At 61.1% G+C, this 24,142-nt stretch carries 29 protein-coding genes and 1 tRNA gene; 12 read left to right on the forward strand and 18 right to left on the reverse strand.

All coding sequences use genetic code 11. The features are described from left to right. The first annotated feature begins 330 nt into the window (after positions 1 to 330). From AC0L15_RS06450 to AC0L15_RS06460, 3 genes are all read left to right on the forward strand, one after another. On the forward strand, positions 331 to 1,239 hold the full coding sequence (locus tag AC0L15_RS06450; protein ID WP_287244187.1) for an alpha/beta fold hydrolase: 909 nt from the start codon (positions 331 to 333) through the stop codon (positions 1,237 to 1,239). 52 nt (positions 1,240 to 1,291) lie between these two features. Further along, positions 1,292 to 1,382 (forward strand) — tRNA-Ser (locus tag AC0L15_RS06455). A gap of 80 nt (positions 1,383 to 1,462) precedes the next feature. Beyond that, a complete protein-coding gene (locus AC0L15_RS06460; protein WP_287244191.1) occupies positions 1,463 to 1,735 on the forward strand; it encodes a hypothetical protein in 273 nt (90 codons plus the stop codon). 629 nt (positions 1,736 to 2,364) lie between these two features. On the opposite strand, the gene AC0L15_RS06465 is transcribed toward AC0L15_RS06460, so the two are convergent. The 3 genes from AC0L15_RS06465 to AC0L15_RS06475 form a co-directional block, all read right to left on the reverse strand. Further along, positions 2,365 to 2,553 (reverse strand): hypothetical protein, encoded by a 189-nt coding sequence (locus AC0L15_RS06465; RefSeq protein ID WP_287244193.1) that lies wholly within the window; start codon positions 2,551 to 2,553, stop codon positions 2,365 to 2,367. 80 nt (positions 2,554 to 2,633) lie between these two features. Next, a complete protein-coding gene (locus AC0L15_RS06470) occupies positions 2,634 to 3,239 on the reverse strand; it encodes an NADPH-dependent FMN reductase (protein WP_287244195.1) in 606 nt (201 codons plus the stop codon). Positions 3,240 to 3,729: 490 nt separating this feature from the next. Beyond that, entirely contained in the window at positions 3,730 to 3,942 is a 213-nt protein-coding gene (locus AC0L15_RS06475) for a hypothetical protein (RefSeq protein ID WP_287244197.1), read from the reverse strand. 181 nt (positions 3,943 to 4,123) lie between these two features. Between AC0L15_RS06475 and AC0L15_RS06480 the strand changes: the two genes are divergently transcribed. Continuing rightward, complete coding sequence (locus AC0L15_RS06480; protein ID WP_353812977.1) at positions 4,124 to 4,333, forward strand: hypothetical protein; 210 nt, start codon at positions 4,124 to 4,126, stop codon at positions 4,331 to 4,333. A 207-nt stretch (positions 4,334 to 4,540) separates the two neighbouring features. Here AC0L15_RS06480 and AC0L15_RS06485 read toward each other — a convergent pair whose 3' ends face one another. From AC0L15_RS06485 to AC0L15_RS06550, 14 genes are all read right to left on the reverse strand, one after another. Beyond that, positions 4,541 to 4,834, reverse strand: a complete 294-nt coding sequence (locus AC0L15_RS06485) for a hypothetical protein (protein ID WP_287244200.1) — start codon at positions 4,832 to 4,834, stop codon at positions 4,541 to 4,543. Positions 4,835 to 4,916: 82 nt separating this feature from the next. Beyond that, positions 4,917 to 5,246 carry a hypothetical protein gene (locus AC0L15_RS06490; protein WP_128248488.1) on the reverse strand — a complete coding sequence of 110 codons (330 nt, stop codon included), beginning with the start codon at positions 5,244 to 5,246 and terminating at the stop codon, positions 4,917 to 4,919. Between the two features lie 657 nt (positions 5,247 to 5,903). Next, positions 5,904 to 6,251, reverse strand: coding sequence for a hypothetical protein (locus AC0L15_RS06495; protein WP_473496029.1), 348 nt, complete (start codon positions 6,249 to 6,251; stop codon positions 5,904 to 5,906). Between the two features lie 231 nt (positions 6,252 to 6,482). Further along, entirely contained in the window at positions 6,483 to 7,223 is a 741-nt protein-coding gene (locus AC0L15_RS06500) for a hypothetical protein (protein WP_473496030.1), read from the reverse strand. Continuing rightward, positions 7,223 to 7,708, reverse strand: a complete 486-nt coding sequence (locus AC0L15_RS06505) for a hypothetical protein (protein ID WP_287244204.1) — start codon at positions 7,706 to 7,708, stop codon at positions 7,223 to 7,225. The genes AC0L15_RS06500 and AC0L15_RS06505 overlap by 1 nt, the downstream gene beginning before the upstream one ends. Then, positions 7,708 to 8,280, reverse strand: a complete 573-nt coding sequence (locus AC0L15_RS06510; protein WP_287244206.1) for a hypothetical protein — start codon at positions 8,278 to 8,280, stop codon at positions 7,708 to 7,710. The genes AC0L15_RS06505 and AC0L15_RS06510 overlap by 1 nt, the downstream gene beginning before the upstream one ends. Next, positions 8,281 to 9,711, reverse strand: coding sequence for a terminase large subunit domain-containing protein (locus tag AC0L15_RS06515; protein ID WP_473496031.1), 1,431 nt, complete (start codon positions 9,709 to 9,711; stop codon positions 8,281 to 8,283). A 104-nt stretch (positions 9,712 to 9,815) separates the two neighbouring features. Then, on the reverse strand, positions 9,816 to 10,169 hold the full coding sequence (locus AC0L15_RS06520) for a hypothetical protein (RefSeq protein WP_287244210.1): 354 nt from the start codon (positions 10,167 to 10,169) through the stop codon (positions 9,816 to 9,818). Between the two features lie 408 nt (positions 10,170 to 10,577). After that, on the reverse strand, positions 10,578 to 11,102 hold the full coding sequence (locus tag AC0L15_RS06525; protein ID WP_287244213.1) for a hypothetical protein: 525 nt from the start codon (positions 11,100 to 11,102) through the stop codon (positions 10,578 to 10,580). Beyond that, entirely contained in the window at positions 11,099 to 11,440 is a 342-nt protein-coding gene (locus tag AC0L15_RS06530; protein ID WP_287244215.1) for a hypothetical protein, read from the reverse strand. Before AC0L15_RS06530 ends, AC0L15_RS06525 begins: the two co-directional genes overlap by 4 nt. Then, positions 11,427 to 11,624: a hypothetical protein gene (locus AC0L15_RS06535; RefSeq protein ID WP_287122097.1), complete on the reverse strand. Its 198-nt coding sequence runs from the start codon at positions 11,622 to 11,624 to the stop codon at positions 11,427 to 11,429. Before AC0L15_RS06535 ends, AC0L15_RS06530 begins: the two co-directional genes overlap by 14 nt. After that, positions 11,621 to 11,818 carry a helix-turn-helix transcriptional regulator gene (locus AC0L15_RS06540; RefSeq protein WP_287244218.1) on the reverse strand — a complete coding sequence of 66 codons (198 nt, stop codon included), beginning with the start codon at positions 11,816 to 11,818 and terminating at the stop codon, positions 11,621 to 11,623. The genes AC0L15_RS06535 and AC0L15_RS06540 overlap by 4 nt, the downstream gene beginning before the upstream one ends. A 96-nt stretch (positions 11,819 to 11,914) precedes the next feature. Beyond that, a complete protein-coding gene (locus tag AC0L15_RS06545; RefSeq protein ID WP_473496032.1) occupies positions 11,915 to 12,505 on the reverse strand; it encodes a hypothetical protein in 591 nt (196 codons plus the stop codon). Then, complete coding sequence (locus AC0L15_RS06550) at positions 12,498 to 13,775, reverse strand: tyrosine-type recombinase/integrase (RefSeq protein ID WP_473496033.1); 1,278 nt, start codon at positions 13,773 to 13,775, stop codon at positions 12,498 to 12,500. Before AC0L15_RS06550 ends, AC0L15_RS06545 begins: the two co-directional genes overlap by 8 nt. A 606-nt stretch (positions 13,776 to 14,381) precedes the next feature. Between AC0L15_RS06550 and AC0L15_RS06555 the strand changes: the two genes are divergently transcribed. Next, the gene (locus AC0L15_RS06555) at positions 14,382 to 15,596 is read left to right on the forward strand and encodes a porin (RefSeq protein ID WP_287244224.1); all 1,215 of its coding nucleotides are present in this window, start codon (positions 14,382 to 14,384) and stop codon (positions 15,594 to 15,596) included. A 321-nt stretch (positions 15,597 to 15,917) separates the two neighbouring features. Here AC0L15_RS06555 and AC0L15_RS06560 read toward each other — a convergent pair whose 3' ends face one another. Then, positions 15,918 to 17,597, reverse strand: a complete 1,680-nt coding sequence (locus AC0L15_RS06560; RefSeq protein ID WP_128247430.1) for a tetratricopeptide repeat-containing sulfotransferase family protein — start codon at positions 17,595 to 17,597, stop codon at positions 15,918 to 15,920. A gap of 156 nt (positions 17,598 to 17,753) precedes the next feature. Between AC0L15_RS06560 and AC0L15_RS06565 the strand changes: the two genes are divergently transcribed. The 7 genes from AC0L15_RS06565 (at position 17,754) to AC0L15_RS06595 (ending at position 23,981) form a co-directional block, all read left to right on the forward strand. Further along, the gene (locus AC0L15_RS06565) at positions 17,754 to 18,866 is read left to right on the forward strand and encodes a pyridoxal phosphate-dependent aminotransferase (RefSeq protein WP_287244226.1); all 1,113 of its coding nucleotides are present in this window, start codon (positions 17,754 to 17,756) and stop codon (positions 18,864 to 18,866) included. Between the two features lie 235 nt (positions 18,867 to 19,101). Further along, a complete protein-coding gene (locus AC0L15_RS06570) occupies positions 19,102 to 19,749 on the forward strand; it encodes a TetR/AcrR family transcriptional regulator (RefSeq protein ID WP_287244227.1) in 648 nt (215 codons plus the stop codon). A gap of 60 nt (positions 19,750 to 19,809) precedes the next feature. After that, positions 19,810 to 20,973 carry an isovaleryl-CoA dehydrogenase gene (locus AC0L15_RS06575; RefSeq protein ID WP_287244228.1) on the forward strand — a complete coding sequence of 388 codons (1,164 nt, stop codon included), beginning with the start codon at positions 19,810 to 19,812 and terminating at the stop codon, positions 20,971 to 20,973. Positions 20,974 to 21,056: 83 nt separating this feature from the next. Then, positions 21,057 to 21,449: an AbrB/MazE/SpoVT family DNA-binding domain-containing protein gene (locus tag AC0L15_RS06580; RefSeq protein WP_287341837.1), complete on the forward strand. Its 393-nt coding sequence runs from the start codon at positions 21,057 to 21,059 to the stop codon at positions 21,447 to 21,449. Further along, positions 21,446 to 21,829 carry a type II toxin-antitoxin system VapC family toxin gene (locus AC0L15_RS06585; RefSeq protein ID WP_473496034.1) on the forward strand — a complete coding sequence of 128 codons (384 nt, stop codon included), beginning with the start codon at positions 21,446 to 21,448 and terminating at the stop codon, positions 21,827 to 21,829. The genes AC0L15_RS06580 and AC0L15_RS06585 overlap by 4 nt, the downstream gene beginning before the upstream one ends. Before the next feature lie 5 nt (positions 21,830 to 21,834). Continuing rightward, entirely contained in the window at positions 21,835 to 23,442 is a 1,608-nt protein-coding gene (locus AC0L15_RS06590) for a carboxyl transferase domain-containing protein (RefSeq protein WP_287244237.1), read from the forward strand. 2 nt (positions 23,443 to 23,444) lie between these two features. Then, complete coding sequence (locus tag AC0L15_RS06595) at positions 23,445 to 23,981, forward strand: O-acetyl-ADP-ribose deacetylase (protein WP_287244239.1); 537 nt, start codon at positions 23,445 to 23,447, stop codon at positions 23,979 to 23,981. Positions 23,982 to 24,142: the final 161 nt, after the last annotated feature.

Genomic DNA, 24,142 nt, shown 5'->3' on the forward strand with positions numbered 1-24,142 from the left:
CGCCAAAATCTCCATGCCTTGCGACATCGATGGCGTGAACCACCACGAAAGCGCAAATTTCAGTCCATGCCGAAGCTCTTAGCGCATATGCCTCAAGGGGGAGATTGGCAGTTACACTGGCAGCGCCTTCCTTATCAGCGTTGGCGATTGGCGAAAGCAAAGGGACAGCCAATTTCCCCCAAGTGGGGGAGATGTCCGGCAGGACAGAGGCGGCGCTGTCCGGGGCGCTGTCCCGCCGACATCTCGAAAATGACGCTTCGATTTGACCACCCCCGCCCTCGCCTGTAGCAGTCGAGACGATCCGACAACGGCGAGGAATCGAGTCCCAAAATGTCGAGCGGTTTTTCCGACTTCTTCTACGCCTCGCCGGACGGGCTTGAACTCCACGCCCGCATCTATGGCGAAGCGAATTCCGGCCACTGGCCGGTCGTCTGCCTGCCTGGCCTGACCCGCAATTGCCGCGATTTTCATGAGCTGGCGCTGCATCTGTCGCGGCGGGCGCAAACGCCGCGAAAAATCGTCGCTTTCGACTATCGCGGCCGCGGGCAATCCGCCTACGACCCCGATATCGGCCACTACAATATCGGCGTCGAAGCCGGTGACATCCTCGCCGGGTTGGCGGCGCTGGGCATCGACGAGGCTGGTTTCATCGGCACGTCACGCGGCGGGCTGATCATCCATGTGCTCGGCGTGATGCGGCCGGCAGTCCTGCGGGCTATCGTGCTCAACGATATCGGCCCGGTGCTCGAGGCCGGCGGTCTCGCCCATATCCGCTCATATCTCGAGCGCGCGCCGAAGCCGAAAACCTACGCCGAGGCCGTCGGCGCCCAGCGCGGCGCGCACGGCAGCGACTTTCCTGCCCTGACCGAGGCGGATTGGGAGCGGATGGTAGCGGCGCTCTACCGAGATACGGGTGGAGGATTATTGCCGGATTTCGACCCGAAGCTGGTCGAGACGCTGGCCGGACTGGACCTGACCCAGAAGCTGCCAGACATGTGGCCGCAGTTCGAGGCGCTGGCGGCAATACCCTTGCTCGCCATCCGCGGCGACAATTCGAAGCTGCTGTCCGCCGACACCTTCGAACAGATGCGAAACCGTCATCCTTGTGTCGAGACGATCACGGTCGAAGGCCAGGGCCATGCGCCTTTCCTCGAGACCGGCGGCCTGCCCGGCGCCATCGCCGCTTTTCTGGACAGGACCGAGCAACGCTTCGCCGGGAGCCGGTTTTTTCAACGATAATGGGTCAGGCTTGTTGATTGTGCCGGCGCTTTTCTTTATCCACCAGCGCAACGGAGAGGTGGCCGAGTGGTCGAAGGCGCTCCCCTGCTAAGGGAGTAGAGGTCAAAAGCTTCTCGTGGGTTCGAATCCCATCCTCTCCGCCATACGCCTTTGTTTTTCTTGGATAATCTGTCTTTTTACTAGTTCTGCGTACAATACTGCGCACAGCTCGGGGAGGGGTAAATTGATCGATTGGGATAACATCCGGAAATTTCGCTATACGGAAGATGCCCCACCGCCAGAATGGCCTGAAGGTGTCCAGGCCATAAGCTTGCAAGGCACCACGCTCTTAGGCATCAACCCCAAGACCAACAAACTCTATTGGGACGGCCAAGAGCTTGCGACAGAGAAGCGCCTCGCCAATTTCGAGCGAGGCATGGCGCTGATGGTGACGATCGCCACCGTTGTTCTCGCCTGTATTGAGGTCGGACGCGCAGCCGAGTGGATCGCCCACTGAAAAGCCCCGCCACCAGAGGCAGCGGGCTGGACGAGGAACATTCCGGCTTAACATTTGCTATACGGGCTATGGCAAAGCTGCCCCCGCTCCCGTCACCCTCGTTTCGCATCCTGATTCTCGCGCTGTGCCTTGAGCTTGCCTTGCGCAAGCAGCAACAGGCCATCAAGCTAACGAGCCCGCCACCGTGAGGCAGCGGGCTTGCTGGTGTGCGGATTAGTGCTTGTCACTTCCGTCGCGATCATTCCAAAGACGTTCTGCTTCAGCCCATGTGTCGGCAGGCGGCCCCTGTGCGCCGCAGCGCTTGCACTTGACGTGATAGTCGTCGCCGTTGAAATGAAGCCGTGATCGTGGATGATCTGGAGGCCAAGGGCTTCCTGCCGAAAGGCGCGGCAGAGTGTCCGTTTCACCCCCATTGCGGTTATTTGGTACCGACGCCCAAACCGTAGACAATGAATGCCTCGGCCTACTGAAGTTCAACTGACCGCAGGACGGTTAGCACCCGCCTTCTTCCGCATCGAACAAAAACCGGGACTGACACTTGGTGCCCTCGTTCGACGGCGGCGATGACGGTCGGGCGATTATATATTTGACAAACCCGGCTCATGAAACAAGTCGGTAAGCCCGAGCGGTTATTGTCGCTTATCGCGGTCCTTCTTGTCTCTTTTGGCCCGCTCTTCGTGGACGCGGCGCTTTCCGTCGATAGCCAACGTGCGGTAGAAGGGCTTGTCCTTCTCGGCCTGCTCCCGTTTGGCTTCCGTGCGGGTTTGGCTTTTCTGCCCGAACGTCGCCTTGAACCACGCCACGATGTCATTCAGCATTGCAACCTCCACAAGCGGCCCAGCATACTAGTGGTTGAAGTCTAACGCTCGGCACCGGCTGGCCGCGCGTGTCCTTGAACTTATGTGGACGTCAGGCCTTCTTTAGCAGGACTTGGCTCCGGTCTGGGAAGGGCGGTATAGACCAGAGTAATGAAGCGGTGGAATTGCATCATGTAGTCGCGCAGGAACTCCTCAGTCGAGGGGTCGGTGACCTCGCCGTCGTCGGTGATCAGGCCGGGTTTGAACTGGATGTAGGCCTCGATCGCGTTCATCAGCGGGGAGTTGCAGAAGGCAAGAACGCCGCGAAGGCTTTGTTGCGCCAGCGCAGTCCCGAGCATACCCGGCGAGGCGCCGATGATCGCCGACGGTTTTCGGGTGAACGAATTCTGGCCGTAGGGTCGGCTCGCCCAGTCGATCGCGTTTTTGAGCCCGCCTGGGATCGAGCGGTTGTACTCCGGCGTGACGAACAACACGGCTTCGACTGCGGCGAGCGCATTCTTGAAGGCCCTTGCCTGCGGAGGGAAATCCGCGTCGTAGTCGTAGCTGTAGAGCGGCAGGTCCTTGAACGGGATTTCGGCCATCGAGAGCTCGGCTGGCGCTAGGTTCACGAGCGCCTTGGCCAGCTTCCGGTTGAGTGAGCCCTTGGCGAGGCTGCCAATGAGATAACCGACTTTGTACGCGGTCATGGGAATACCTCCTCGGGAGAACGCCAGTGTGCGGCTGGCGGCGCAGTCGCGAAGGGTACACCCATAGGCAGATTAGTGCACGTGTCTCTGCGGGCCGTCCGGCCGGCTGCAGTTTCTGCCGACCCGCCCTTGGACACGGACTTCCACAAAGAGGTCAAAATTTGCACAAGCGATTACAGCTCGGGAAAGTCTGCAACGGGTCGGCAGCGGTATTCCGTTTCGGGTACCAAGCGTCAGATTTTGACCACTAACTCTCATCCCAGAAATCCTGCAGTGAGGCGTGCCTTAGGTCTTCCTCGCCTCTCAGGTGCTTCACGCGGGCCATGATGCCCGGCTTGACCCACTTTGTTGCCGGCCGCTTTGGCATGTCCTTGGGCGTCTCGCCGGCATGTTCCTGGACGCGCTTACACAGCCGCTCCCGCATCTCGCGGTTGACGCTGGCGCACCTTCAAATCCAGCCATGCCTTTTCGGGGCGAAGCTTGCGCGCAGCTACCTGTTAAAGGTGACTATCTGGGATAGCTCGGCGATGTCGCCATAGACCATCGAACCTTTGACGAGAAAACACTTGTCACCGAGGACTTCGAAGAGTGAGCTTGACGCGGTGCAAACCGGCAGGTTCTTCGAATTGGCGTACGTACCGAGCGTCGCGGTTTCGACCTTACGGTCCGCAGCTTCGGCATAGCTGACGCTGATCGCGAGCATAGCGATAGCAAGGTGGCTCGGGGGCAAGTAAGGTTGCGACATACATCCAAATAGCACCGGCCATTGATGGGCTTCGTCCATCGTTTAGATGAAGCGGCCACCTATATTAGCAATCTCTTGACTAAGACGCCGCCCGCTCCAGACTCATGGAATGGCGCGGGGAATTGGGATTGGAGATCTGGTGGCGATCACGGCCACCGTCCGGAGGCGGGTCACTGAGGACCGCGTCAGCGTCTCCATCCCGAGCTATGGCTTCCCGCATTCGATCATTGATCATACCAAGGTGAAGCAGGGGCAGCAGATCGAGCTCACCGGAGAGATCACGCGCATAAACGAGGAAGGCGGCAGGGTGACCATCGACCTGGGACCGCTGGCTGACGGTCGAAATTGACAAGGTCAGACTGGTCGAGAAATACCGACCGCCGAAGCGCCACTGCGTGACATGGTGGATTAACCACGATTAGAACTTCCGTGATCGCGTATCTCCGCCCGCCCCCAACCTCTGTTAGCTTATTCGTGCGGCGGACCCCAATCCGCCAGGCCGGCGTCCTACGCGCAATTCTACCCCAACACCCCGCTCAAGCGGCGCCGGCCACTTTCAGCCCTCTCGTTCGAATGTTGGCTTCCAGTCTCGATTGCGTGCCCGCTGCTGGCCTTCGTAGTCAGGAATGCATGTGAAGAACACCGACCGTCGGTCACGGCCGGCAGCCTTGCAATTTGAGCAGACAAAGAGCCCGACCAGGTCGTCATGCATCGAGCCGTGGTCACGGACGAGCCTGTCAATCAGCGCCTGGATGTCGAGTTTCGTCGATTTGCAGCACATCGGGTGTCCGCAATTGACATAGATGGTTTCGCGGGCGGCCAGGGTGTCGGCGAGGGTCTTTTGGGGCATGGCGATCTCCGTGAAAGGGGTTCGCCGCAACGGAGAGGATTATATTCCTGAGGTCTATGGGAAACGCAATTGGGCCTCCCGATCAGAGTGTTGACGCAACCGCCTCATCTAATAGCCCGGAACCTGCCACGCCCAGGAGCAACAGCACGGAAAGCGCCAAAACAGCCAATAGCATGATGGGTGTTGCGTCTGGGAAGATGACGGTGATCGCGCGCGTCGACAGAGCCCCCAAAATCTCACCGCCGCCCTCGATCGACGCTTCTTTCCGCTGGCTTCTCCTCATCCCACGGGACGGGACCCCAACATTGTTCATGTTCAAAATTCTGGCCGAGATGTCTCTGGCAATTACCGGATCATCGGACAGATGGCCTGTAATCCATTCAGGGAGGTATTCCTCACCGCGCTCGCTCATGGCACCTAGTAACCCGCGTCACATTTACTCAACTTTTAGACTTAATCATATCAGTTACTACCATCGGTTGCGACAGGCAAGTCTTAAAGCGCGTCGCGTCTGACCGACCTCATGCGACGCGCTTTATCCTGGCGCGCGGCCGGTATGTAGTAGACCCGCCGCTTCATTTGCGAAGCGACGGGCCTCCAACCCGTTCCCCATCCTTGACCATGCAATTGCGGTGCCAGACGTATTGACTCATTGCGGGGCACCTTATGGCTTTACACAGCGGACTACCGCCAGTCAGCTTTGACGACACGACGCCGTACAGCGAAAAGCCCGCTGGCGGGAGGGGCCGGCAGCGGGCTTTCACTTGGGGAGTGTCTTAGCGGCTACATCCTGAAGGAATCGACCGCTGCAGTTGTAATGCGTGATTTCTGCAACGGTTCCGAAGTTTTTTGAGGCAGGGACCACGACCAACCAATCAAGCCCGAGGCGGAGCATTTCGAACATTGTCCAGTGTGCGGGCAGCATTTCGACATGCGCGATCTCGGCCAGGTGCTTCACCATGCGAAGCCGGAGCATCAACCCCTGCAGCCTGTGAATTGAAAAGCCCGCGCTCCACAGAGGAGAATGAACCCTACGGCGGGGTGGCGCCTGCCTTGTCGGCTAGACGCTCTAGCTGCTCCGGGTGAAGCTGCGGAACCACTGGCGAAGGTGCGCGTTAGGCACGACCCTGGTGAGGATGCAGCATGACAGCTCGCCCAATCGACAGCCGCGGCGATCCTGTTCGCCGCCACAAGCATGGCTTACGCCCGGCCGGATGCGGGCACCATGACTTGCGAACAGACGCAGCAGCTGATCCAGAGCCGGCGCGCGGTCGTCCTGACCACGGGCCGCAACACCTATGATCGATATGTCCGCCAATTTGGCAATGAGTGCGACCGCCCCGCCGTGCCCGTCGCCTCCTATGTCCAGACGCTTGACGGTCAATGTCGGGTCCATCGATGCGTGGAATGGCAGCATTTCGATTTCCCGTGAGCCGGATTTTGATCCAATGTCTGTTCGCGCGACGTCTCTGCCCCGCTGAGAAAAGCGAGAGAAGCCCGCGCCTCTGGCGGAGAGCGCGGGCTCGATCGGGTTTGTTGCCGACCCGATCTACAGCGGGCAGCGGAGGTGCGTGCCCGCTGGTCACAGACAATTTTTAGAAATCGCTAAAGTTCCATCCTGTCTTGCCGTGTGTTCGCTCGACAGCGATCACCCTGCCAGCTTGCGGAAGATGGCAGCGACAGGACCGGCATTGAGGGTATCGAACCATGTCCAGAAGTCGTCCGCTTCGTCCTCGCTCATGTTGGCTGTCATGCGTGCCGCACGGCTGCGCAGCATCGCCACCCGCTCGGCCGCGACGCTTCCCCATTCCTCCATCAGCGTGCGACCGGCCGGCGTGGATGCGAAGAGCTTCACCTCTGCCGAACTCGCCGGAGCCACATAGAGCCCCCTGCCTGCCGCGATCTCGTCATAGACGGCGTAGCGCGCCGGCTCCGGTATATCTCTGTCGAATTTCGCCATGAACACGCGCTGTTCGCGCACGCTGCCGAGCGATCGGACGATTTCGCCGACATCGTTCTGGACATGGGTCAAATGCACCTTGAAGCCGCCGGCCTGCTCCCAATCCTTGACGAGGCGGCGGCCGGTTTCCGAACTGCACATCTCGTTGCGCGACACATCGGCCGCGAGCGGACGTGTCGCCGGCATCGAATCCGGGTCAAGTTCGAACTGTTCCGCCTCGAGCAGGGCGAGATATTCCTTGTTCAGGCCGGATCGCTCGTAGAGGTCGAAATCCTCGTTCATGATCCGCTCGATTTTTGCCTTGCGGGTGGGGTTGACAGACAAGGAGGCAAAACCCGCCTGCCCACCGTCACCCGCAAGGCCATCTGTCGCAGGGCCAGTCGCAGCGGCCGCGCCAGAATTCTCGGAAACAGTAATTTCATTGCTCATCAGCTTGCCCTCGCCGGGTAAAGCTGGACCAGAAGCCGCGTCGCGAGTTCGGGGTTCGCCGTGGCCTGGGTCATCGCGTGGCCATCGGACTTGCGTTCCACCACGTAGCCGAAGCCGTTCCATGCCACTCGATAGAGCTCATCCTGAAACAAGGCGTCATAGCGCGCCGGCATGGTCGTCACGCGGGGCTTTGCCAGCACTGCGCCCTTGGAATCGGCACTGGCGACGATCGCCTCCGCAACCCAGGATTCATCGTAACTGACCACGAAAACACGGTCGAATTTCTTCAGCGCATTCCGGGACGCCTGCACCTTGCGCCATGCCGAAGGGCTCTTGAGGTCGTCGGCGACCAAATCAGCCGGGACGCGGGCCATGTACTCCCGCCAAATCTGACCGGAGTGCTGCGGCGTCACGCGGGCCGGGTCGATTTCCGGAACGGCCCGTTCCGATGATGCGGGAATGTCGAGTGCAGCGGTCTTTGCCATCAGAATGATCCTTTCAAGGCGCGGGAAATGTCGGGGGTGGCGAGTGCCTGCTCTTCGGCCCGCCATGGCTTGTCGTAGGGGCTACGGCCCTCGGGGAACGTGATCTGCCCGAACCGCCGGCCAAGGCCGACCAGGGGCTTGATTGCTGCCGCCAAACGCAAGCTCATGCGGAACTCGGATTCGTAAGTGTCCAGCAGCACGGCAGGATGAACACCAAGGGCGCGCAAGAGCCGGGTGGCGTCGGCGCTGCGGGCGCGGACTTCCTTCAGGGCATCGCAGAGGTCGCGGGCTGCCTTCTCGGCACGGTCGACGGCCTCAAGGCGGTTTTCTTCCACGATGGCCAGGGTCTCGCGAAGATTTGCGAGGCGTTGCAGCTCGGCTGCCGCTGCCTGCTCACGCTGCCGGCGGACTGCCTCGCCTTCAGCAGCATCAAGGGCGGCAAGTTCTTTCTCTACCTCGTTCAACGGGCTGTGGTCGAAGTCCTGATCGTCCAGCAGGGCAACGCCCTGCATCTGCCGGAGCGTGGCCAGCCGCGTCTCTGCCTCTGTGCGGCGGGTCGAAATGTCAGTCATTTAGTTGGTCCTTTCATCGCGCCAGGGCGGCGGGCCGTAGCCAGGCCTTGAGCTGTTTGACGTGGGCCGCGCGGGCTGGTCACGCCGGGCTTTCATGTTGGCGTGCCCCAGATGGACGACAGGGGTGCGGAAACTCTGAGAAACGGCATCGGCGCGTCGTGTGGATGGGACGTGAACCAGTGCCCCGAGCGCGGCGTTAGCAACGTCATCCGAGGCACCGGACATATGGTCGACCTGATCCCGGCCCGAGCGTGTGGTGCGGCGTTCAAGCTGCGCAACTTGCCCGACCAGGCGCGTGCTATCGAGCAGCGCCGCCGAGCCCGACATCAGCAGCGGCAGCGCGTCGAGGTAAATTTCGCTGCGGGAACGCTCCGAAGCGATGTAGCGGATGCCCTCCTTACGGAACGCGTCGGAAACCCAGGCGCCCGCATACCGATCGCCGGTGACGCTCGTAATCCGATAGACATCGAGGACACGGCGGAATTCACTGACGACAGATCCGGGGTCAAAGGGCGCGCGAACCTCGCGAATGCAGTCAAGCACCGCAATATCGCCCTCACGGTGCGAGACGCCGAGCGTCATGCTGTCATGGGCGCCGCCGGATGGGTCGCAAAAGGCGGTATATTTCCATTTCCGGTCATAAGGCCGCTCATGAATGCCGACATCGACAAGGCGCTCCACAATGCCACGATCGATGAAGGTGGAGAGATCGGACCTGAAATGCCCATCCCACTCCGCCAGGGCCGCCTCGGGGTCTTCCTCGTGAGCCTTGGCGATGATCGCGGCGTCAATTGTCGGGTTGAAGGTCGCTGTCCCGGCCTGCACGACCAGCACCGAGCCATCATCTCGGCCAAATGAAGCCGCGTGCTTGTTGTAGAGCAATCCTTTTTGGCCGTATGGCGAGCTGATGCCGACCAGCATCCCGTTCGTGGTGGCCAGGGAAGGCAACACAGCCCGATAAACCTCGACATCCGGACTGCTCGATTCCTCTGAACGCCAGAATGCGCTTTCATCGAAAATGGCGGCAATGACGGTGCGTCCGCGGATGGTGCGGTGGTTGGCGGTGTGAATGCAGATTGCCGTCCGATTGGATAGCCTGATCTCATCAGCCGTTATGCTGTCGATCATTCCCGCCAGGATCGGAGAGGCTTCGAGGAACCCGCGCACATAGTTGAACACGTTCTGGGCCTGCGTCTTCGAGGCAGCCAGCACAAGCACGTTTCCAACCTCGCCCGCAGCGAGCCTCGACATATCAGCAGTGACGGCTTCGTAGACGGCCACAGCGCCCGCCATACGGCTTTTGCCGCTGCGTCGGCCTACGATGGCCCAGGTCTCACGAACGCGATTCAGCGGTGGTTCCCTGCCACCAGAAACGGAGGCAAAGACGGCGCGCTCGGCATCGGTCAACGGCAGCGCACGGGCAGCCTTCAAGATGGAGATCCAAACGCCCCAAGTCTCCGCAGGCCCAAGGCCAGCACCGAGCAAGTTCGGGTCGCGCAGAGCCCGATCGATGGTGACGTTGGCAAGAGCAACGGTCATGCGGCCGGCTCGCTGTAATTGTCAGCGAGGTATTGCGACAAGGTCGGGGTGATGTCTCTCGCCTCAGGACTGCCGAGCGTTTCGCCTTCACGACGGCGTGCATTGGCAATGGTCGTGAACTCCGACCAGTCCACACAGCCGCCGTTGAGCCACTGCACTTGCATTCCGCGAAGCTGCGTCGTCAGCACTGCCCAGGTCTCGGCACTGGCAGCCCGAACCACGTCAACCTGATCCCTGCCGCCGCGCTCGCCAATCACCCGGTCAATCAAATCCATGGCGTCCCGATAGGCGGCCGTGCGCCGGTCAAGGTTGTCCAGGCTTGGGAGACGCAGCTTGCCGTTACGCGTCACGCCACGTTCCCTGCGGGTTGCCTGCTTCGTCTCTGCTGCGTCTAGGGCCAATTCTGGGTCTCCAAATCAGTGCTGAATGTACGCGCATTTGTACGTAGCGCAAGAACAAAACGCGAAACGCCTTGTAAATCAACAGGTATAGGCGGAAATACCCTCCGCCGGAGTGGACCAAGTGGCAACTTTGGAGCGTCTTGGAGCGCCTGTCGCCTTCAGAGAAAAACATGCCCGGAACACTGGCTCTGGTCCGTTCGTTCTCTTCCTCCCAAGCCATGCGAACGTTGACGATGCTTTTGCCTTCCGCGATTTTCGCCGGTCTCAGGTCTGGGTATAGGTATAGGTCTTGGTCTTGGTGTGTGGACAGGCTGTCAGAGAGACACCACAGGCTCACCACAGGGTGTGGACAGGCTGTCAGCCATTGCCCTGCATCAATCGAGTGCTCATGAGCCTGGAGGTATTGCCGATGGTTTCCGAGATGGATTTGGCCGTTCCTGATGCTCGGGCTGCTTTCGCGGCTCTGGCGGCGGCCTCTCGCTGGATGCGCACCTCGTTCTCCTCTTCGAAGGAAGCCATGGCTTTCTCCCGCAGGTGGTCGCTGCTGATGGCTTCGATCCTGCGGCGCGTACCAAGGGCATGGTCATCGTTCGTCGGCGGATTGTGGCGGAACCAGCGTTCTATCAGGATGACCTCGGTGTCCGGGTCGTGATCGATCAATCCGGCCTCCAAAAGCTCCTTCAGCACACTGTCGTATCCAGCCTCAGCCCAGCCGAGATCAGAACATGCGTACCCGCGCGGGAGTTCGTAGATCCCCGCGCTGGTGACATGGGCATTGGTGAGGAGATAGAGGTATCCGACCTTGGCTTCTTCAGGCAGTTTGATGAAGCGCGTGGATCTCCACACCATAGGCGATACCTTGGTAAAGGTGCGGGCGCTCATCCTGACACCTCGCATTTCAGCCGGCGATGTTCCTGCTTGTGATGCCGCCGGCAAAACCAGCGAACATCCATCGGGCGATCGTAGTCAGGGTGGTGCGCCTCGGCCACAAGGGCGCCGCAAACCTCGCACGGCTCCTGGATGACCAGACCACGGTTCAGAGCGCTGCGGAGGGCTTGGTGAGCCCATACGGCCTGGGGATTGGCTTCCTTCCACCGAGCTTGCGACGTCATGCCATTGCGGTGCCGCTTCGGTTCCGGTAGGGTTGTCGGGCTGCTGTACTTTGAATTGCCGCTCTCGGATGCCAGTCCGGGGGCGGTTTCAATTTCAAGGCTTGTCATTGGCAAGCCCTCTCATCCGAGCGCTTTCACGCATGGCCTCAACGGCTTCATGGGGGGAAAGGCCAAACCGCTTGCGCAGGAATGGCACCAACGGACGCTCGGCTTTCCACCAATTGGCAGCGAGCCAGACGGCAGCCTCGTCGGACTTATCAGACAGTTCGTGATCGACGCCGGAGTTGGTCATGCGGCAACTCCGTCGCGGGCGTCGATGCGGGTCTTCTGCCAAGCCGCAATATCGCTCTCCAGCCAGCCGACGGCGCGGGCGGAAAGTTGAATTGGCTTGGGAAAGTTGCCGGCGGCAATCTTGGCGTAGATGGTGGAGCGAGGAAGGCCGGTAGCGCGCTCTACCTCGTCGCGGCGAAGGATTGTCTGGACCATGTTTTTTGCTCTCCTAAATAGAGCCAGCGGGAACTTGCTGGCCCACGTAAGAAAGCAGGGGTGCGGGAGTAACTCATTATGAGGGTTACTCCATTTTCAGGCGTCGGCTTTGAACCCTCTCGTCGCGAACATGTGGTTGACAAAATCCTTGGCCGGAATGCCACGACGCTGCAGTTCATCCATCCAATAGCGGTAGGCTGCCACAGCTTCCTCGGACGCCTTGGGTGGTCCCTTTTTAGTTTTCGGTGCCCTGAGGTTCTTTCGTATCTGGCGGAGCGTTTCCTTTTTGTAGCCAAGAGCCCTGGCAACCGTGGTCAACGCTTCGTCCGCCTTACAATGCGTGTTGAGGATATCGACGGCTGCCGCTGCCATGCCGTCGTCGGCGCGGTCCATCACCAATTTGTTCGGCGTCCCCGGAGGCATTGGGACGGGTTTGGTAATTGGATTGAATCGCCCGTACTTCGCGTCGTCCAGGGCAGCCGAAAGCTGTAGAAGGGGCTCGCGCCAAGCCGGCTCGGTGCCTACGTCGCGCAAAAAGGAGATCACCGCATTGAGAGCGGCGGAGGCCTTTTCGCGCCCGAGTTCTTCCTTGTGGCCGGGGACCGCGCACAATCCCTGGAGCCCTATCAGATCGTTGCATAGCTCCACGACGCGCTCATGCATCTGCCTTAAGAGCGACTCATCCATTTGCGCCAGCCCTGATCGGGGTGACGTTCGATGCGGTGGCAGATTTTGCCGTTGCACAGAAATCGGCCCAATCCTGCATCAGCCTACGGCGCTTTTCCATAAGGTCGCCGCGGCGATAGGCGGCTTCCGTCTTGTCGCTGACAGTGTGTGCCAGCGCCATTTCAAGCATTTCGTTCGGGTATGCCGTCTGCTCTGCCGCCCAATCGCGGAACGTACTGCGGAAGCCATGAACCACGGGCTGGCGCCCCGGCGTGTCAGATGGCAGGTCGAAGCCCTTTAGCAGTTCCGCCATTGCGGCGGTGCTCAGTCCGTTGCCGGGCTTGCCGCCAGTGAACAGGTGCGGGTTGTCCTTCTCGCGTGGTGTCGTGCGCAATATCTCAATCGCCCGGTCGCAGAGCGGAACGCGATGCTCGCGATTGTCGTCGTTGAGCTTCGTTCCTTGGCGTGAGCCGGGAACGGTCCAGAGCTTTGCCTCAAAGTCGATCTCCTCCAGCGTCGCGCCAGTGATGGCTTGAGTGCGAGCGGCGGTCAGGATCGTGAACTCCAAAGCCCTGGCCGATATGCTGCTCATGCCGCGAAGCTTCTCCATGAACCCGGGAAGCGCGGTGTAGGGCAACGCGGGCTGGGGCCTGACCTTCTTCACCTTTGACGGCTTCGGCAGCAGCTTGTCTAGATGGCCCTTCCACCGCGCGGGATTGTCGCTGTGCTTCGGGCGGAAGCCCTTCACGCGCGCCCAATCGAGAATGCTTTCGATCCTACCCCGGAGACGGCTGGCGGTCTCGTTTTTCGTGGCCCAGATAGGGTCAAGTATCTGGCTTATGTGGGCGTCCTCAACTTTCGCAACATGCAGCGCGCCGATGACAGGCCACGCGTAGGTTTCGAGTGTGCTCTTCCACTGGTCGCCGTGCTTGGCATTCTTCCAGCCGGCGGCATGGGCCTTGATGTAGCGCTCCGAGGCTTCCTTGAAGGTCAGGACGGTTGAGGATGCCGCCAGCTTCTCCAGCCGTTCGGCCTTGCGTAGGTCGATCGGGTCGTCTGCATCGAGGAGCTTTAGGCGCTGTTCCGCCGCGCGTTCCCGTGCCAGCTTCAGCGGCATTGTATGCACCGAACCCAAGCCCATCTTGCGCGGCTTGCCGGCAAGCATGTAGCGGAAGATCCAGGATTTCGAACCGCCCTTGGCAACCTGGAGATAAAGTCCGAGCCCATCGGCATACAGTCCCGGCTTGTTCTGGGCATTGACGCCGGCCACAGTCAGGCGGTTGATTTGCATTCGAACTCTCCCCTTGCTTGCGAACCCATTGCGAACAAGTCTACGTACAACTTGCGCCGGGACTTGGCAAGACCCCCTTGGACGCTATCGGAACTCAATTCCTTATGATGCAAGGGTTTCAGCCGATATTCTAGACGCTCTCGGAACCCCTTGGATTAGGCGGAGACGGACATCCTCTCCGCCATCCCGCTTCGCGCTTCGCGCTTCGCGCTCGCCGCTTTTCGCCATGCGGCGATTCTGCGGCAATGCCTTGGCCGGCGACGTACAGACATCGCCGCAATTGCGGCAGGCAATTGCCGGAATCGGCCGGATTGCAAGGGCTGGCCCAATGGGTCTCCAACCTGTCTCCGGCAGCCCAATGGTTAACGGGAGCTTTCCGAGTGAGGCCAAATCGTGTCATTTGTGCAACAAGGCAGGGTGATAGCGCCTGCACAGACCTTTCGCCGATGCGATGGTTGTTGAACGCCGCCGCCTCATGGGTAATGTCGGGTTCGAAGGAGCGGCGCGGTGCGCATCTTTTTCGGTAGTGGGGATGGGGCAGGGAACGCTGTCCTTCAGCAAAGAATACCCAGACCCGTTTTTTAACTTTTGACTGGAGGTCAGAAAATGAACATCAAGAGCCTTCTTCTTGGCTCCGCTGCGGCTCTGGTCGCAGTTTCCGGTGCGCGCGCCGCCGACGCCGTCGTCGTCGCCGAGCCGGAACCCGCTGAATACGTCCGCATCTGCGACGTCTACGGCGCTGGCTACTTCTACATCCCCGGCACCGAGACCTGCCTGCGCATCGGCGGCTATGTCCGCTACGACATCGGCGTCGGCGACGTCGGCTCGTTCGACGGTGCTGAGAACTTCGACGTCGAGGACGGCGACATTCAGGACACCTACTACAAGCAGGCCCGCTTTAACCTGAAGACCTGGACCGGCCAGGAAACCGAGCTCGGCACCTTGAAGACCTACACCGAGACCCGCTTCAACTTCGGCAACCGGAACCGGCACGTCAGCAGCACATACGTCCCCGGTCCCGATCCGGACGGCGACGGTCCGCTGGAGCCGCTGCCAGGTGAGACTATCATTGTCGCTAACCCTGCCGAGAACAAAGGCATTTCGCTGAACTTCGCCTGGATCCAGCTCGGTGGCCTGCGCGTCGGTAAAGACGAATCGGCCTACGATACGTTCATCGGCTACGCCGGCAACGTCATCCAGGATACGCTTGTTCCTTACGGCGGTTTCGACACCAACGTCGTCCAGTACTATTTCGACGCCGGCAACGGCTTCTCGGCCGTGGTCTCGCTCGAACAAGGTTATGGCGACTTCACGATCGACAGCTATGTTCCGCATGTCGTCGGCGGCCTGAAGTGGACGCAGGGCTGGGGCGCCATCACCGGCGTCATTGCCTACGACGCCAACTACGAAGAAGTGGCCGGCAAGGTTCGCCTCGACATCACCCCGATGGAGAACCTGTCGCTGTTCATCATGGCCGGCTACGGCACTGACGACAACTACGAGGATCCCGGCTTCGCAACACCCGTCGCCGGCGGCCGCGGCATGTACAAGCTGTGGAGCGGCAACTGGGCGGTCTGGGGCGGTGGCACCTACACCATCAACGAGAAGACCTCGTTCAACACCCAGATCTCGTATGACGAAGGCGAAAACCTCGGCATCGCTGCCAACATCGCCTATGACATCGTTCCGGGCCTGACGATCACGGCCGAAGTCGATTACCTGCACGCCGGCGACTTCGGCGAGGACGACTTCTCCAACTGGACCGCTGCGGACGACGAAGACAGCCTCGGCGGCATGCTCCGCTTCCAGCGCTCGTTCTAATCAGCAGCGTCTGACTGAACTCGAACCCGGCGGGCAACCGCCGGGTTTTTTGTATCGGCGTGGCTGTCAAGGGCGGAATGTTTTCAGCCGAATAATGCAGCTGCACAGAATGAAAGCAGCGGCGATCCTTCTCGTCCCCCTCTGTCCTGCCGGACAGGGCTCTTCTTTCTCCCTCTGTGGGAGAAGGTGGATTGGCGCGCAGCGCCAAGACGGTTGAGGGGTGTTGGACGGAGTGCGGTTGGTGCCAAGCTGGAACACCCTCATCCGACCGAGCTTCGCTCGGCCACCTTCTCCCACAAGGGGAGAAGGAGAGAGCCCCGGTCAAATCTCTGCGAGATCGCCCAGCGACTGTATCAGTGGCTGAATTTCGTTTTCATAATTCTTCCAGCGCTTGACCGACGATTTGTATATCGGTTGGCGAACCTGCCAGCGGCTGGGCGTGTTGACCGAACCATCCCTGTCGAAAAAGCGCAGGCAGGCGTCATCCCAAGGCAGCCCGAGATAATCTATCAGGCGGCGTGACTGCGCTTCCTGGTCGTCGACCAGCGTTTCGTAGCGATTTTCGAAGATAAGGCCTGGAAAGACCTCGTTCCAGTGCCGCATCAGGCGGTCATACTCGCGATAATACAGGCCTAGTGTATTCAGGTCGGTGTTGTAGCTGTGTGCCTCGCTGAATTTGAGGACGAAGCAGGAGACGCAATTGTCGATGGCATCACGGCGGCAATGAATGATGCGCGCGTTGGGGAAGAGAAGCCCGATAAGGCCGATCAGTTCAAAATTGTGCGGTGTCTTATCCACGACGCGAAGTGCGGCAGGCGCCCGCGCCCGCAAATAGGACAGATGCTCTTCGGCCAGCGTTCTGGACAGGTCTTCCGTGATCGAGGTGATCGGCTGGTTCAAATCACCAGCCGATGATGTCTTGAGGCCGATCGCATTAGCAACCCGACTCAGTTTGCTAAGCTCCCCTGCGCCATGAATGTCGGGATGGCTGGCGCAGATCTGCTCGGTGAGCGTCGTCCCCGAGCGGGGCATGCCAACCACGAACACAGGCGCTTCGGAAGGATTTCCATAGCCGGCCCTGGCAGCCAGAAAGTCCGGCGTGAAGGTTTCAATCATCGAATCGACCCACCGACGATACAGATCGATATCGAACCTTTGGCCGGAGGCCTGTTTCGCCTTGTTGAAATGGTCGAATGCCTCGTCATAGCGCTTGAGGTCGTTCAGCACCTTGCCGGCGGCGTGATGGAGTTGCTGCGCGCCTTCCGAACCAAGTTTCGGATTACCGAGCTCACGAAGGATGGATTGGAGCTCCTCGGGCTCCTCGGTGAAGTTTCGCGTCTGTACAAGGTCGTTGTAGGCAGCCGGCACGCCAATACGACGTGCGATCGCTTGCTTCAGATAGGCGGCGGCTTCATCCATACGCCCCAGGCCGCTGAGCGCGCTGGCCAGCCCGGCTCGCACCTTGGGATGATCGCGGTTGATTTTCAGCGCCTTCTCGTAAAGCGGCAGAGCCATGTCGGGCTTGTCAAACGCCGTGTAAGTGCGCCCCAATGCACAAAGTGCTTCGATAAGGCCGGGCTGCAGTTCCAGGGCGTACTGCATATGCTTGATTGCTGGCGCATACTCGCTGACCTTCACATAGGCCTCGCCCAGGCTGAGGTGGTAGTAGGGGTTTTTAGGTTCCTCGCCGACCGCCCGTGCAAAATATCGCAAGGCCCGCTCATCGTCGTAACCCAGATATATGGTCCCCAGGATGTACAAGGCGAGCGGATGGTTTGGCGTGCGCTCCAGAACCCGAAGGCATAGGTCCTGAGCCTCGTCGAGCCGCTTGGCCTGCTGAAAGGCATATGCCTGCTTCAGCAATGCGTCGTCGGCCTGTGCACGCGATTGGGCGCTTGCTTTCTGCGGGCTCACCAAAGGCTTCACTATCGGCGCCTTCGCTTTTGGCGCGGGTCCGGGCTTGATGTGCTTTGACCAGGCAGGCGGGAGTCGATTGTTCATGATATCTCGCTAGCAAAAAGAAATATCTCGCTAGCAAAAAGTGCGGGGGGAATCCAGCATGCTGGCTGCAGCCAAGGCGGGAGCTTGCGCGGCCAACTGTGCCGCGCTAGCAAGAAGGCCCTTTTCGAGCGAGCCCCTTTTTTAGCGAGACTTGCCATGCGCCAGCGCCCTCCCCTCACGCCGATCGTCAGCGTGCTTGCTTCGACGGTGCCGTTTGTCGGCCCGGAGGCGCAGGAGCGGGATCGCGGCCGCGCCTTTCGCGCCCGCATCGGCGCCAATGAGAGCAGTTTTGGCCCCTCGCCGCGCGTCATTGCCCGCATGGCCGGCATCGCCCGCGACATGTGGATGTATTGTGATCCAGACAATCACGATTTGAAGGTGACTGTTGCCGCGCATCTTGGCATTGGCGTCGAAAACGTGGTGGTCGGCGAAGGCATAGACGGGTTGCTCAGCCTGGTGGCGCGCATGTATGTGGCATCAGGCGACGCGGTGGTCACCTCGCTCGGCGCCTATCCGACCTTCAATTTCCATATTGCCGGCGTCGGCGGCCGGCTGGTCGCGGTCCCCTACGAGAACGACCGGGAAAGCCTGGACGGCCTGTTGGCTGCGGTCACCAGGGACAAAGCGCCGCTGGTCTACCTGTCCAACCCGGACAATCCGATGGGAAGCTGGTGGGAGGCGGCGGAGCTCATCCGCTTCATCGAAGCCCTGCCGGAGACCACCATGCTGGTGCTCGACGAGGCCTATGGCGAATTGGGCCCTGCCTCGGCGCTGCCGCCGATCGACGTGTCGCGGCCGAACGTCATCCGCTTGCGCACCTTCTCGAAGGCCTACGGGCTGGCCGGCATACGCTGCGGCTATGCGGTAGCCGACGCTCAGGTGATCCGCGATTTCGAGAAGATCCGCAACCACTACGGCGTCAGCCGCATGGCGCAGATCGCCGGCGTCGAGGCGCTGGCCGATCAGGACTATCTGCAAAGTGTGGTGGCGCGGGTCGCTTCCGGCCGCCGGCGCATCGCGGAGATCGCCGAGGCCCATGGGCTGAAGCCGCTGCCCTCGGCTACCAATTTCGTCACCATGGACTGCGGCGGCGACGGCGCCTTCGCGCTGAAGGTGCTGCAGGCGCTTTTGTCGCGCGATGTGTTCATCCGCAAGCCGATGGTGCCGGTGCTCGGCCGCTGCATCAGGGTCAGCGTCGGCCTCGACCACGAGCTCGACATTTTTGCCGAGGAATTGCCGGGTGCGCTGGCGGCGGCACGGGGAAGCTGAGAGGCCGAACAGGCGCCGCACTTCCTTCTCCCCTTGTTGTGGGAGAAGGTGGCCTCGCGAAGCGAGGTCGGATGAGGGGTGTTCTAGCTTGGCACCGACGGCGCTCCGTCCAACACCCCTCATCCGGCTCGGCGCTACGCGCCGATCCACCTTCTCCCACAAGGGGAGAAGGGAAGGCCGCGCTCTTGAATTAATTGAACGTTCGTTTTATTCTTGCTCTCTCAACGAGGCTTGCATGGCGCGCACGACCGGTTCCGACGGCGAAAAGACCGAAGCAGCGGTCCGCGAGGCGGCGGTCGGCCTGATCGCGCGTCTCGGCTATGAGGCGATGTCGATGCGCCAGCTGGCCGCCGAGGTCGGCGTCCAGGCGGCGGCGCTCTACCGTTATTTTCCGACCAAGCAAGACCTGTTGTTCACGCTGATGCGCGAGCACATGCAAGGGCTGATCGAGGCGTGGGACGCGGCCCGCCCGGCCGCGGCCGATCCGGCGACCCGGCTCGCCGCCTATGTCGAAAACCACATCGCCTTCCAAGTCGAGCGCCGCCATTCCACCCATGTCTCGAACATGGAATTGCGCAGCCTGTCGCATGATCGCCTGACGCGGATCCTGCGTATGCGCACCGCCTATGAGAAGGAGCTGCGCGTTATCTTGCGCGACGGCGCGGAAGCCGGCGTCTTCAGCGTCGAAGACACAGGGCTGACAGCCATGGCGCTGATCCAGATGATGACCGGCGTCATCGTCTGGTTCCGGCCGGGCGAGCGGCTATCGATCTCGGAGGTGACCGCCACATATCTTTCAATGACGATGCGCCTGGTTGGAGCAAAGGCCATGGCGCGACAACGACCTGCAGCGCCGGCGGCCGGCGAGCAAAGGACGCTGTAGCACTTTGATTTTGCGCCCTTCCCGAAATCGAATTCGGGGCCGTGCGCCGGGAGGAACGGCATGTACACGCACACACTCAACTTCGGGCTTGACGAAGACATCGAGGCGCTGCGCGACCTGGTGCGGCGCTTCGCCCAGGACAAGATCGGCCCGATCGCCGCCGAGATCGACCGCTCGAATGAATTTCCGGCGCATCTGTGGGCCGAGCTCGGTGGGCTCGGCCTGCTCGGCATCACCGCCGATCCGGAATTCGGCGGCACCGGCATGGGTTATCTCGCCCATGTCGTGGCGATGGAGGAGATTTCGCGCGCCTCGGCCTCGGTCGGCCTCTCCTACGGCGCCCATTCCAACCTCTGCGTCAACCAGATCAATCGCTGGGCGACACCGGCGCAGAAGGAAAAATATCTGCCTGCGCTGTGCAGCGGCGAAAAGGTCGGCGCGCTGGCAATGTCGGAATCCGGCGCCGGCTCCGACGTCGTGTCGCTCAAACTGCGCGCGGAAAAGCGCAATGATTGCTATGTGCTGAACGGCACCAAGATGTGGATCACCAACGGCCCGGATGCCGAGACGCTGGTCGTCTACGCCAAGACCGATCCGGAACTCCAGTCGCGCGGCATCACCGCCTTTATCGTCGAAAAGGATTTCGCCGGATTTTCCGTCGCGCAAAAGCTCGACAAGCTCGGCATGCGCGGCTCCAACACCGGCGAGCTGGTTTTTTCGGATGTCGAAGTGCCGTTCGACAACGTGCTGCATGAGGAAGGGCGCGGCGTCGAGGTGCTGATGTCGGGTCTCGACTACGAGCGCACGGTGCTCGCCGGCGGTCCGCTCGGGCTGATGGCGGCGGGCCTCGATGTGGCGGTCCCCTATGTGCACGAACGCAAGCAGTTCGGTCAGCCGATCGGCGAGTTCCAGCTGGTGCAGGGCAAGCTCGCAGACATGTATACGACGATGAACGCCGCGCGCGCCTATGTCTATGCCGTCGCCGCTGCCTGCGACCGCGGCCAGACGAGCCGCAAGGACGCCGCCGCTTGCGTGCTGTTCGCTGCCGAGAAGGCGACGCAGATGGCGCTCGACGCCATCCAGCTGCTGGGCGGCAATGGCTACATCAACGACTATCCGACCGGCCGGCTTTTGCGCGACGCCAAGCTCTACGAGATCGGCGCCGGCACCAGCGAGATCCGCCGCTGGCTGATCGGGCGGGAAATCATGGCGGAAGGAGTCTGATGGCACTATTTCCTGAATTGCCATGCTGGACAATTTGCCCCATATTTCTGCTGAGATGTCATATTTCCGGACCGAGGCAGAACATGGCGAACGGAACCGAAAAGGTTGGGTTTGACGAGAACCCGCCGACACAATTCGACGCAGGAGCTCAAAAAACTCCGCTCCGGATGCCAGCGAAACGCGAGCGCGTCAGGCTTGGCGAGGGCGGACGCTTCGTGATCCCGGCTGCGATGCGCGAGGAAATGGGCGTGAAGCCTGGTGAAGACTTGATCCTTCATGTCGAGAACGGCGAGTTGCGGGTAAGGTCGTGGCTTCGGAACCTGCGGCGCGTCCAGGCCGAATTGTCGGCGTTGAAAAAGCCCGGCGAAAGTGTCGTCGACGAATTCCTGAAGGAGCGGCGGGAAGAACAGCGTCGAAGCGATAGACGTTTGGACCGGCTTCATGCCGAAGGAACGGCGGGGAAGGGAGCGAAGTGAAAGCTTACGTCATGGACAGCTCGGCGGCGCTTGCGATCCTGCTTAACGAGAAAGGCACCGATGTTGCCTTGGGTTTCGCGCCGGATGCGCAATTCAGCTCCGTCAATGCGGCCGAAATTATCGCCAAGCTGATCGACAAGGGACGCAGCATGGAAGAGGCCGCGGACGACCTCGCCAGTCTCGGATTGCGGGTCGGTGTTTTCGACTATATTATGGGATTCGCGGCGGGTCAGCTTCGCGTGCTGACGCGGCAGCGCGGCTTGTCGTTGGGCGATCGGGCCTGCCTCGCCCTGGCAATTCGCGAGAACGCCATTGCCGTCACCGCCGACCGCGACTGGGGCGACCTGGATATCGGCTGCAAGATCGAACTGATCCGGTAACGCCAATGGCCCCCCTCACCTCGCAGATCTCGCCAGCTTCCGACACATTCCGCGCCAACGCCGAGCGCATGCGGGCGCTGGTCGCCGACATTACGCAAAAGGCGGCAACCGTCGAGCGTGGCGGCTCGGAGGAAGCGCGTGAGCGCCACCAGAGCCGCGGCAAGCTTTTGCCGCGCGAGCGCCTCGCGCAATTGCTCGACACCGGCTCGCCATTCCTCGAGATCGGCCAGTTCGCCGCGTGGTCGATGTATGGCGAGGACATCGCATCGGCCGGCATCATTACCGGCATCGGCCGCGTCGAAGGTAGCGAAGTGATGGTCGTCGTCAACGACGCCACGGTGAAGGGCGGCACCTATTATCCGCTGACGGTGAAGAAGCATCTGCGCGCCCAGGAGATCGCGCTGCAGAACCGACTGCCTTGCGTCTATCTGGTCGACAGCGGCGGCGCCAACCTGCCCAACCAGGACGAGGTGTTTCCCGACCGCGACCATTTCGGCCGCATCTTCTACAATCAGGCCAACATGTCGGCTGCTGGCATTCCGCAAATCGCCTGCGTCATGGGTTCGTGCACGGCGGGCGGCGCCTATGTGCCGGCGATGTCGGACGAGACGATCATGGTGCGCAACCAGGCGACCATCTTCCTCGGCGGTCCGCCGCTGGTGAAGGCCGCCACCGGCGAGGACGTCAGCGCCGAGGAACTGGGCGGCGCCGAGGTCCACACGCGGCTTTCCGGCGTTGCCGATCATTTTGCGCTGGACGACGAGCATGCGCTGGCGATCGCGCGCCGCATCGTCAAGAACCTCAATCGAAAGAAGCAGATCGGGCTGGCGCTGCGAGATCCGATTGCGCCGCTTCATGCGGCCGAAGAACTCTACGGCATCGTGCCGACCGATCTGCGCCAGCCCTATGACGTGCGTGAAGTGATCGCCCGCATCGTCGACGGCTCCGAATTCGACGAGTTCAAGCAGAATTATGGCACCACGCTGGTCACCGGCTTTGCCCATCTCAACGGCATGCCGGTCGGCATCATCGCCAACAACGGCGTGCTGTTTTCCGAAAGCGCGCTGAAGGGCGCGCATTTCATCGAGCTGTGCTGCCAGCGCAAGATCCCGCTGATCTTCCTGCAGAACATCACCGGCTTCATGGTCGGGCGAAAATACGAGGCCGGCGGCATCGCCAAGGACGGCGCCAAGCTGGTGATGGCGGTCGCCACGGCCCGCGTGCCGAAGGTCACCATGATCATCGGCGGCTCGTTCGGCGCCGGCAATTACGGCATGTGCGGACGCGCCTATTCGCCACGTTTCCTGTGGATGTGGCCGAATGCCCGCATTTCGGTGATGGGCGGCGAGCAGGCGGCCACCGTGCTGGCCGTCGTCAAGCGCGAGGGGATCGAGCGCAAGGGCGGGGAATGGAGCGCAGAGGAGGAGGCAAAATTCAAGAAGCCGATCCTGATGAAATACGAGCATGAAGGCCACCCGCTGTATTCCTCCGCCCGGCTCTGGGACGACGGCATCATCGATCCGGCCAAGACGCGCGAGGTGCTGGCGCTCAGCCTGTCCGCCGCGCTGAACGCCGGGATCGAGGAGACGAGCTTCGGCGTGTTCAGGATGTGACGATGAGCGAGCCCAGGATTCGCGTTCATGTCGGCGACATCACCAGGCTGGCGGTCGATGCCATCGTCAACGCCGCCAACACCTCACTTCTGGGTGGCGGTGGCGTCGACGGCGCCGTCCACCGGGCGGCCGGCCCCGAGCTTCTGGCCGAATGCCGGACGCTGAATGGCTGCAAGGTCGGCGACGCAAAACTCACCAAGGGCTACAGGCTGCCGGCACGCTATGTCGTCCACACGGTCGGACCGGTCTGGCAAGGCGGCGGCAAGGGCGAAGCCGAGTTGTTGACCTCCTGCTACCGCCGGTCGCTCGAACTCGCCACCGACAAGGATTGCCGGACCGTGGCATTTCCGGCGATCTCGACCGGTGTATACCGGTATCCAAAGGACCAGGCGACGCAGATCGCCGTTGGCACCGTGAGCGCCTTCATCAGCCACAACGCGGGTCCGGAAACCGTCATCTTCTGCTGCTTCGACCAACAGACGGCGGACCTGTACCAACAGGCGTTGCTGCGCATGGCGGAGCGCGACCGGCTCAGGTAAGAAAATCCATCCATAGTTTTCAGACTTATTTTCATTCCCCGATCTGGTCAGACGAAAGAATCGAGGCTATTGCTCACTGCAAATACCAATGGGGATTGGGCGAAGATGAGACAGCAGCTTTTTCAGAAAACAACTGTATCTGTACTTGCGGGATTGCTTAT

The sequence above is a fragment of the Mesorhizobium sp. WSM4846 genome (assembly GCF_055811415.1).

Excerpts from the sequence above, each read along its gene's own strand:
- AC0L15_RS06450 (WP_287244187.1), top strand. The coding sequence starts at position 331 with ATGTCGAGCGGTTTTTCCGACTTCTTCTACGCCTCGCCGGACGGGCTT.
- AC0L15_RS06525 (WP_287244213.1), bottom strand. The coding sequence starts at position 11,102 with ATGAGCGCCCGCACCTTTACCAAGGTATCGCCTATGGTGTGGAGATCC.
- AC0L15_RS06555 (WP_287244224.1), top strand. The coding sequence starts at position 14,382 with ATGAACATCAAGAGCCTTCTTCTTGGCTCCGCTGCGGCTCTGGTCGCA.
- AC0L15_RS06490 (WP_128248488.1), bottom strand. The coding sequence starts at position 5,246 with ATGAGCGAGCGCGGTGAGGAATACCTCCCTGAATGGATTACAGGCCAT.
- AC0L15_RS06540 (WP_287244218.1), bottom strand. The coding sequence starts at position 11,818 with ATGGTCCAGACAATCCTTCGCCGCGACGAGGTAGAGCGCGCTACCGGC.
- AC0L15_RS06575 (WP_287244228.1), top strand. The coding sequence starts at position 19,810 with ATGTACACGCACACACTCAACTTCGGGCTTGACGAAGACATCGAGGCG.
- AC0L15_RS06530 (WP_287244215.1), bottom strand. The coding sequence starts at position 11,440 with ATGACAAGCCTTGAAATTGAAACCGCCCCCGGACTGGCATCCGAGAGC.
- AC0L15_RS06485 (WP_287244200.1), bottom strand. The coding sequence starts at position 4,834 with ATGCCCCAAAAGACCCTCGCCGACACCCTGGCCGCCCGCGAAACCATC.
- AC0L15_RS06470 (WP_287244195.1), bottom strand. The coding sequence starts at position 3,239 with ATGACCGCGTACAAAGTCGGTTATCTCATTGGCAGCCTCGCCAAGGGC.
- AC0L15_RS06560 (WP_128247430.1), bottom strand. The coding sequence starts at position 17,597 with ATGAACAATCGACTCCCGCCTGCCTGGTCAAAGCACATCAAGCCCGGA.
- AC0L15_RS06510 (WP_287244206.1), bottom strand. The coding sequence starts at position 8,280 with ATGACTGACATTTCGACCCGCCGCACAGAGGCAGAGACGCGGCTGGCC.
- AC0L15_RS06580 (WP_287341837.1), top strand. The coding sequence starts at position 21,057 with ATGGCGAACGGAACCGAAAAGGTTGGGTTTGACGAGAACCCGCCGACA.
- AC0L15_RS06565 (WP_287244226.1), top strand. The coding sequence starts at position 17,754 with ATGCGCCAGCGCCCTCCCCTCACGCCGATCGTCAGCGTGCTTGCTTCG.
- AC0L15_RS06500 (WP_473496030.1), bottom strand. The coding sequence starts at position 7,223 with ATGAGCAATGAAATTACTGTTTCCGAGAATTCTGGCGCGGCCGCTGCG.
- AC0L15_RS06535 (WP_287122097.1), bottom strand. The coding sequence starts at position 11,624 with ATGACCAACTCCGGCGTCGATCACGAACTGTCTGATAAGTCCGACGAG.
- AC0L15_RS06570 (WP_287244227.1), top strand. The coding sequence starts at position 19,102 with ATGGCGCGCACGACCGGTTCCGACGGCGAAAAGACCGAAGCAGCGGTC.
- AC0L15_RS06495 (WP_473496029.1), bottom strand. The coding sequence starts at position 6,251 with ATGCTGCCATTCCACGCATCGATGGACCCGACATTGACCGTCAAGCGT.
- AC0L15_RS06505 (WP_287244204.1), bottom strand. The coding sequence starts at position 7,708 with ATGGCAAAGACCGCTGCACTCGACATTCCCGCATCATCGGAACGGGCC.
- AC0L15_RS06590 (WP_287244237.1), top strand. The coding sequence starts at position 21,835 with ATGGCCCCCCTCACCTCGCAGATCTCGCCAGCTTCCGACACATTCCGC.
- AC0L15_RS06595 (WP_287244239.1), top strand. The coding sequence starts at position 23,445 with ATGAGCGAGCCCAGGATTCGCGTTCATGTCGGCGACATCACCAGGCTG.
- AC0L15_RS06550 (WP_473496033.1), bottom strand. The coding sequence starts at position 13,775 with ATGCAAATCAACCGCCTGACTGTGGCCGGCGTCAATGCCCAGAACAAG.
- AC0L15_RS06545 (WP_473496032.1), bottom strand. The coding sequence starts at position 12,505 with ATGGATGAGTCGCTCTTAAGGCAGATGCATGAGCGCGTCGTGGAGCTA.
- AC0L15_RS06475 (WP_287244197.1), bottom strand. The coding sequence starts at position 3,942 with ATGCTCGCGATCAGCGTCAGCTATGCCGAAGCTGCGGACCGTAAGGTC.
- AC0L15_RS06465 (WP_287244193.1), bottom strand. The coding sequence starts at position 2,553 with ATGCTGAATGACATCGTGGCGTGGTTCAAGGCGACGTTCGGGCAGAAA.